Below are 6,504 nucleotides of genomic sequence, written 5' to 3'. Positions count from 1 at the left end.
AATAGGGAATAGGGAATAGGGAATAGTAGACTAATAAAGGGTTTTAGGATTTAGAAATGTCAAGAGCCTTAATGCGTAGCACTATATTACCGAAAAATTCAGGTATAAAGCCTCTCCATTCATGGAGAAAAAGCGGTCGTTTCGGAGCATAACCTTAGGATGCGAGGTCTCCCGAAGAGTGCAGAGGAGTTGCCTCTTGCAGAAGAGCTTCACTTTTCATGTCCCGTAGCGTTAACGTTTGCGGAGCATTCCGGAACGGAAAGTTGTGCGGAACGCTAAACGCCATATCCAATCAACCAAGAGAAGAAAAAAAATTCTTTTCAGCCAATCCTATATGTTATCAGAAGAGGTAATTATTAATTGTTGAACTTAGCCAAATTACCATCAAAAAAAATTGCCCTAACAGAATATATCTGCTAGGGAGAAAATCAAATAATTCAAGCTTTCAGAAACAAGAGGAAGAAAAAAATTTAACTGTGAATTATCATCGGGTGTTGATTTTTTTGTAGTAGCTTGAAACTAATTAGATTGCTTCCGTCTACTACATTTCTGTTACAATGACGAGACACTACCTTTGACTATTACTTAAGCATTTCAACCATTAATAGACTGACTAGCATAGGCATCCATACTATACGACGGAACTCTCTTGTTGTAGTCCAATCTATTCCCAGTCAAAGATTCAGATAAGTTTTCAAAAGACTTAGAATTCCAGTTGCGCTCATGGATAGGCTTTGTTTGCTCACCTAAGAAGTAAGCTTGACTTCCGATTACTGCAGCAGCTACCCAAGCGATTACGAATAATGAGATTAAGATAACCATAATTTGTTTTTCCTTGACATTTTTTAACCTTACTGTAAATAAATGTAACAATTTATTGCTTTAACTGTCAAGTTAATGATATTCGGTAAGCTGAATAAAAAGCCATAGAAATCCACACCTGTTAGGAATCGACATAAATTTCAAATTATGATATAATTAAAAGTTTTAAAATCAAGTCAGTAGTGGACTGACACATATTCAATGGTGCATTATGATAGATTGTTAAATCCCTTTCACAGTCTAAATTTTAGCTTTCTAACACACCCTACTGGACTGACACGCCTCAAAATGTAGGTTGGGTAGAACGAAGTGAAACCCAACAAAACTTTATTGTTCTTGGGTTGGGTTGAGGAACTCCGAAACCCAACCTACGCTCTGATAAAATTACTTCTGACTTTTGACTTCTGACTTCTGACTTCTAAAGTCCTGATTATTCTTGGGTTGGGTTGAGGAGGTTCCTTGCTACGCAACGCTAGTGCGTTTCATGTCGCGTTAGCGAAACAACCCAACCTACGCTCTGATAAAATTACTTCTGACTTTTGACTTCTGACTTTTGACTTATCAACTCTCGCCATGCTTGGACTAAATTTCCTTGCATTAAAGCAGCAATACCATTTAATGACCTAATCTCTGGTTGATCGGGGTCAATTTCCAAAGCAGACTTTAAAGCTATTTNATTACTTCTGACTTTTGACTTCTGACTTTTGACTTATCAACTCTCGCCATGCTTGGACTAAATTTCCTTGCATTAAAGCAGCAATACCATTTAATGACCTAATCTCTGGTTGATCGGGGTCAATTTCCAAAGCAGACTTTAAAGCTATTTCCGCCGCCCCAGGATTAAGCTCATATAAATAGACAAAAGCCAAATAAGCATAAGCAAAGGGGTTTTGAGAATCTAACTCAGTTATCCTAGTCAAAGTAGCGATCGCTCCCTCTGCATCTTTTTGTAAAACTTGGGCCAAAGCCAAACTATAGAGCAACTCTAAATTATCTGGTTCCTGTTGCAAACGATAAGTTAAAGTTTGTTCTGCTTGCTCAGTATAATCTTGAACTGGATCGTATTGGTTAACTCGCGCCACCTCCGCAAATACAGTTTCCAAACCCTTTATTCCCAGAGGTAATTTTTGACCCCACATCCGCAACTGGGTGACTAAATCTAATTCTGGTGCTGGTAATATTGGTGCTTGGGGGTCAACTTCTACCCGCACCGGAGGTTGTACAGCAATAGGATAACTTTCTCCAGTTTCTCGGTTAAGATAAGTCGCCTCTAATAGATAAGTTCCCGGTACGATATTAGCTGGGGGTAACATTCCTATTCGTTCAATAACTTCAAACCCAACCTCAGACTTATTCGCTTGAAACATACCAGGGTGCAAACTTCCCATACCTATAGCGCGATCGTGAATGAATTGGGTGATAGGTTTTTCAACCAAGAAACCGGGTTTATTGCCCTGGTTATTGTTGTTCAAACCAGGAAATTTCCCTGATAAACCCGGTTTCTGCGTAAGTCCTGCCAAAGAAACTTGGTTTTTTGGAAAAACCGGGTTTCTGAGTTCGGTTTGTGGTTGATTAATATTTTCTCGGCGATAAGTTAATAAGACTAAACCTGTCTGTAATTCTTGCCACGAACCAGACCATTTATAGGTAATAGGTATTGGGGTTCCCGGTCGGATTTTTGGCGATAAAATCACATAGTCTAATTTAACTTTTTCCTGTGGTTTAATCAGGGGATGAACCTCTACTGGTAAAAACTGATTATGATAGAGATTTAAGTTGCTATTATCTGGCAATTGCCAACTTTTTTGTAGTTGAAAATTAGGGTGTTGTTCGATAAGATTAACAATAGCAGCTTGAGCTTTTTTAATTCTTTTAACAGAACCTTGTTCATCAGTTTTTGTGACAAACCAAGAAAGCGATCGCGCATCTTGTTCTACTTGTTTAAAGTTAGTTCCGACTTGGCGACCATAGACCTGTAAATTTTGTAGAGCGCCGTAATAATTTAAGTTATGTTGATTAATTTCTGGAGTGGAAGGTAAAACGCCTAAAGTTGATTGTAAATAGGGGTCAGTTTTGACAATTTCAGCAATTACTTTTCTATGCGGAAAATCTTTACCTAAATAAGCATAATAAGTAGCACCAGGACTTAACCAAGCAGTAATTTGTCTGAGGAAAATTCCACCTACAGGCCAGAGATTTAATAACATTAAAAGGATTGCTAAACCAACAGTAAAGTAGCGAATTTGTTTTCCTACTTTTCTGGGGAACTGCATTAAACCAAATGCTAATAAAATTGATAAAACTGGCAATAATGGCAAAGTGTAACGAAAATCTTTGTTGATATTGAGAGAACAAATTAGATATCCGCCGATTAAAAATATGGCTATCCATTGAAAAGAATGAAGCTGACTTGAAAAATTTTGTTGTTTTTTGTTCAGTCGGCTAAAGTAAAAAATCAATCCACCAATGGGAATAATTAATAGAGGTAGAGAAATATGATAAGGGAGTAATTTTCCATAATAAATCCAAGCATCTAAACTTAAGAGATTAGGGTCGCCTTCAGCAATAGCAGAATCTACTGTTGCTCGTTTACCAGCAGTTAACATTAATAGCCAATTTGTTCTTGCCCAAGGGTAAACAATTGCAATGGATAAGCACAGAGAATAAATTAGTTGAATTAGTTTGTACCATTGCCGTTTTTTGAGAATATTTACTCCTATCCAAAGCAACGGCGTAAACAGAAAAAATATTGTAGTTTGCTTAACTAAAATTGCTAGACCAAAAGTTAAACCAAAAGCAGTTACCCAAAGCCAATCTTTGAGAGATTTATCTGGAAATAATTTATCTATTTTAGCAGATACTAATCCTATAAAATTTTCCAAAAACAATAGAACTTTCTTTCCTCCCTGTTCCCTCTTCCCTGTTCCCTCTTCCCTATCTAAAAACAATAAAACTTTCTTTCTTCCTTCTTCCTTCTTCCTTCTTCCTTCTTCCTTCTTCCCATACCAAAATGTCAAACAACAGAAATTTAAAGTTACCATTGCCGTGAGGGGATAGTCGAGTAAAAATTGTAAACGATATCTATATAATCCCGGAAATAATATACATAAAACTGCTGCCCAAAAACCAACTTTTTGATTAAATAATTTGCTGCCTAAACTGTAAACTGAAGTAAGTAAAATACCACTAAAAAATAGATGTACTAAAGTTGCTTCGTCAGCACCTCTACCAAAAATATTTTGAAACGGAACAGTAAGAATATAAGTTAACGGCGGTACCTTCGGCGAAAGCTCCCAAAAATGTTTCCACCATTCCCCAGAAAACAATTGTACATTTTGCAAAGCACGCCAGTAAGTTAGGGAACCAGTCAGATAGTCTGCCTGATCCCAAGCAGGAACAGACTTATCAAAAGCAAACCAGAGGCGATCGCTCACCGTCACAAATAACCATAAAATAGTTAAGGTAAGAATATGATTAATTTTGGGTTGTTTTTTTTCTTGGGCAATCATCTAAAAATTCTCGGTATGATTTATCGAAGTCCTGTTTTCTTTTGGTTGAGTAATTACTCCCATCTAACCAAAGTGCGAACATCCACTCCTAATATTTCAGTAGCTTCTCTAGGTTTGACAAATTTCACCATCAGGACTTACGCAAACTCCTAGAGCATACACTATCTGTAGAGGGCGAATGCCATTCGCCCCTACCAGATAGCGGTGCGACCCCGCGTCGGCGTCAGACGCAAGCGGTGCGACCCCGCGACGACCTTAGCGAAGCTCCTCTGAAAGAGGCAAGTCGCAAGGGAACGCGCAGCAAGAGAGGGAATGCTGACCAAGAGAGGGAACGCGCACCAAGAGAGAGATGGTGTTTTTGCGTAAGTCCCGACCATATTATTATATATATTGCGTTATAACGTAAATTTTCAACTAGGTAAAAACTCTCATAAATCTTGCTGACCATCTGGAAAAAATTGGCCACGATCAAATTAGCTGACTTCATCAAATCTTCATCAAAACCGAGAAATCTTCATCAAAACTTCATATATAATTATTTTTTTGACTCTATAATGACTCTTATACAAGATGGTCATAATAGATCCAATAACCTCATAATCTGGGTTTCAAGACAGGGGGCGGACATCACCTATGTTAAAACTGCTGTTAGAGTTTCTCTGGGTGAAGAATTCCCCGCTATTGCTAGTATCGCAACGTCAGGGGTATTTGAAGAACTGGGCAATTGAGTTGTTAATTTTTTGAACACAGTATAATCGAAAAAAGAAAATATGTTTGCATATTCAATTGGTGGCAAAAGTCCAAAACAAGGAGGCCATGAGAGTCAACTCTGGAGAATCAATTTAACAAACGGTTCATCTACTACTCTTGGCACAATTGATTTGGGCGACCCGGATTTAACTACAGATGTTAATGGAGATCCTTTAAATCTGAATGGTAATAAGGGAAAAAATCTTGACATAGAAGGATTTGAGTACAATCCGGTTGAGGATGCTTTTTACGCTGTAGTGAAAAGTCCTGGCAATGATACAGATGGTTTAATCAAAATCGAACTGTCTGCTGATCGTAACAGTATTGAGAAAGTTACCTATATTGGGGGCGATGTTACTACCAATATTCTTAACTTAGCTGGATTGACCTTTGATAGTAACGGAACTTTGTATATGACCGCCGACTCTCCCAATGGAGGAGGTAATAGTGGTCTATATACTGTAGACTTAGACACTGGTAATAAGACTTTTCTGGGTGACAATACAGCAGATTTAGGCAGTATTACATTCCAAGTAGCTAATGATGGACAAAATGAAAAGCTCTATGCCTTGGGTAAAGAGGGAAATAATACTCTTTTGTATGAAATAGATGTCACAGATGGTAGCATCATTAGTTCTGTAGAAGTTAGTGGTAGTGACATCAAAAATTCTACTCAAGTCGAGGGTTTGACTTCTGATAGTAATGGTGTTTTATGGGCGATCGATAATAAAACGGGAACCCTCTTCACCCTCGATCCAGACACANTGAAAAGCTCTATGCCTTGGGTAAAGAGGGAAATAATACTCTTTTGTATGAAATAGATGTCACAGATGGTAGCATCATTAGTTCTGTAGAAGTTAGTGGTAGTGACATCAAAAATTCTACTCAAGTCGAGGGTTTGACTTCTGATAGTAATGGTGTTTTATGGGCGATCGATAATAAAACGGGAACCCTCTTCACCCTCGATCCAGACACAGGTGACGCGACTACAGAGGTTACCGCAAATGTCAGTGGAACTGACTTGGGTAATGCTGGACAAACAGGTGATGGACTGGAGTCACTAGCGATTGAAGTGGATCGTAATGATATACCAGATGCGATGGATGACACAGCTACTGTAGATGAAGATACACCGACAAACATTGCCGTATTAGGGAATGATGACTTCGGTGGTGATGGTCCAAATGAGGGAACAATCACAGTAGGTGATGTTACCAACGGTACAGCAACTGTAAACGATGGTGGTACACCAAATGACCCCACTGATGATACTATCGACTTCACCCCTGATGAGAACTACAGTGGTCCTGCTACTATTAATTACACCATTACTGACAGTGATGGTGAGACAGATACAGCCACCGTTACTGTAACAGTTGACCCAGTAAATGACCCACCAGTAGCAGAAGATGACAGTGAAACA

At 38.5% G+C, this 6,504-nt stretch carries 3 protein-coding genes and 1 pseudogene; 2 read left to right on the top strand and 2 right to left on the bottom strand.

The window, feature by feature from the left end; genetic code table 11:
* Positions 1 to 594: 594 nt before the first annotated feature.
* Both AFK68_RS15970 and AFK68_RS15965 read right to left on the bottom strand, forming a co-directional pair.
* Positions 595 to 822 (bottom strand): photosystem II protein, Psb35-related, encoded by a 228-nt coding sequence (locus AFK68_RS15970; RefSeq protein ID WP_094673644.1) that lies wholly within the window; start codon positions 820 to 822, stop codon positions 595 to 597.
* 677 nt (positions 823 to 1,499) lie between these two features.
* A complete protein-coding gene (locus AFK68_RS15965; protein ID WP_094673643.1) occupies positions 1,500 to 4,331 on the bottom strand; it encodes a phospholipid carrier-dependent glycosyltransferase in 2,832 nt (943 codons plus the stop codon).
* A 770-nt stretch (positions 4,332 to 5,101) separates the two neighbouring features.
* On the opposite strand from AFK68_RS15965, the pseudogene AFK68_RS45390 reads away from it, so the two are divergent.
* Both AFK68_RS45390 and AFK68_RS45385 read left to right on the top strand, forming a co-directional pair.
* Positions 5,102 to 5,845: pseudogene (locus AFK68_RS45390) on the top strand (hypothetical protein); the annotation flags it as partial.
* A 17-nt stretch (positions 5,846 to 5,862) separates the two neighbouring features.
* Positions 5,863 to 6,504 (top strand): Ig-like domain-containing protein (locus tag AFK68_RS45385; protein ID WP_371357412.1); only part of this gene is annotated, 642 nt, incomplete at its 3' end.

This window comes from Hydrocoleum sp. CS-953 (genome assembly GCF_002260545.1).
Taxonomy (GTDB): Bacteria; Cyanobacteriota; Cyanobacteriia; order Cyanobacteriales; family Microcoleaceae; genus Trichodesmium.
This window is presented reverse-complemented; position numbering and strand designations above follow the sequence as displayed.

Coding starts and splice junctions, on each gene's coding strand:
- AFK68_RS15970 (WP_094673644.1), bottom strand. CDS start 822: ATGGTTATCTTAATCTCATTATTCGTAATCGCTTGGGTAGCTGCTGCA.
- AFK68_RS15965 (WP_094673643.1), bottom strand. CDS start 4,331: ATGATTGCCCAAGAAAAAAAACAACCCAAAATTAATCATATTCTTACC.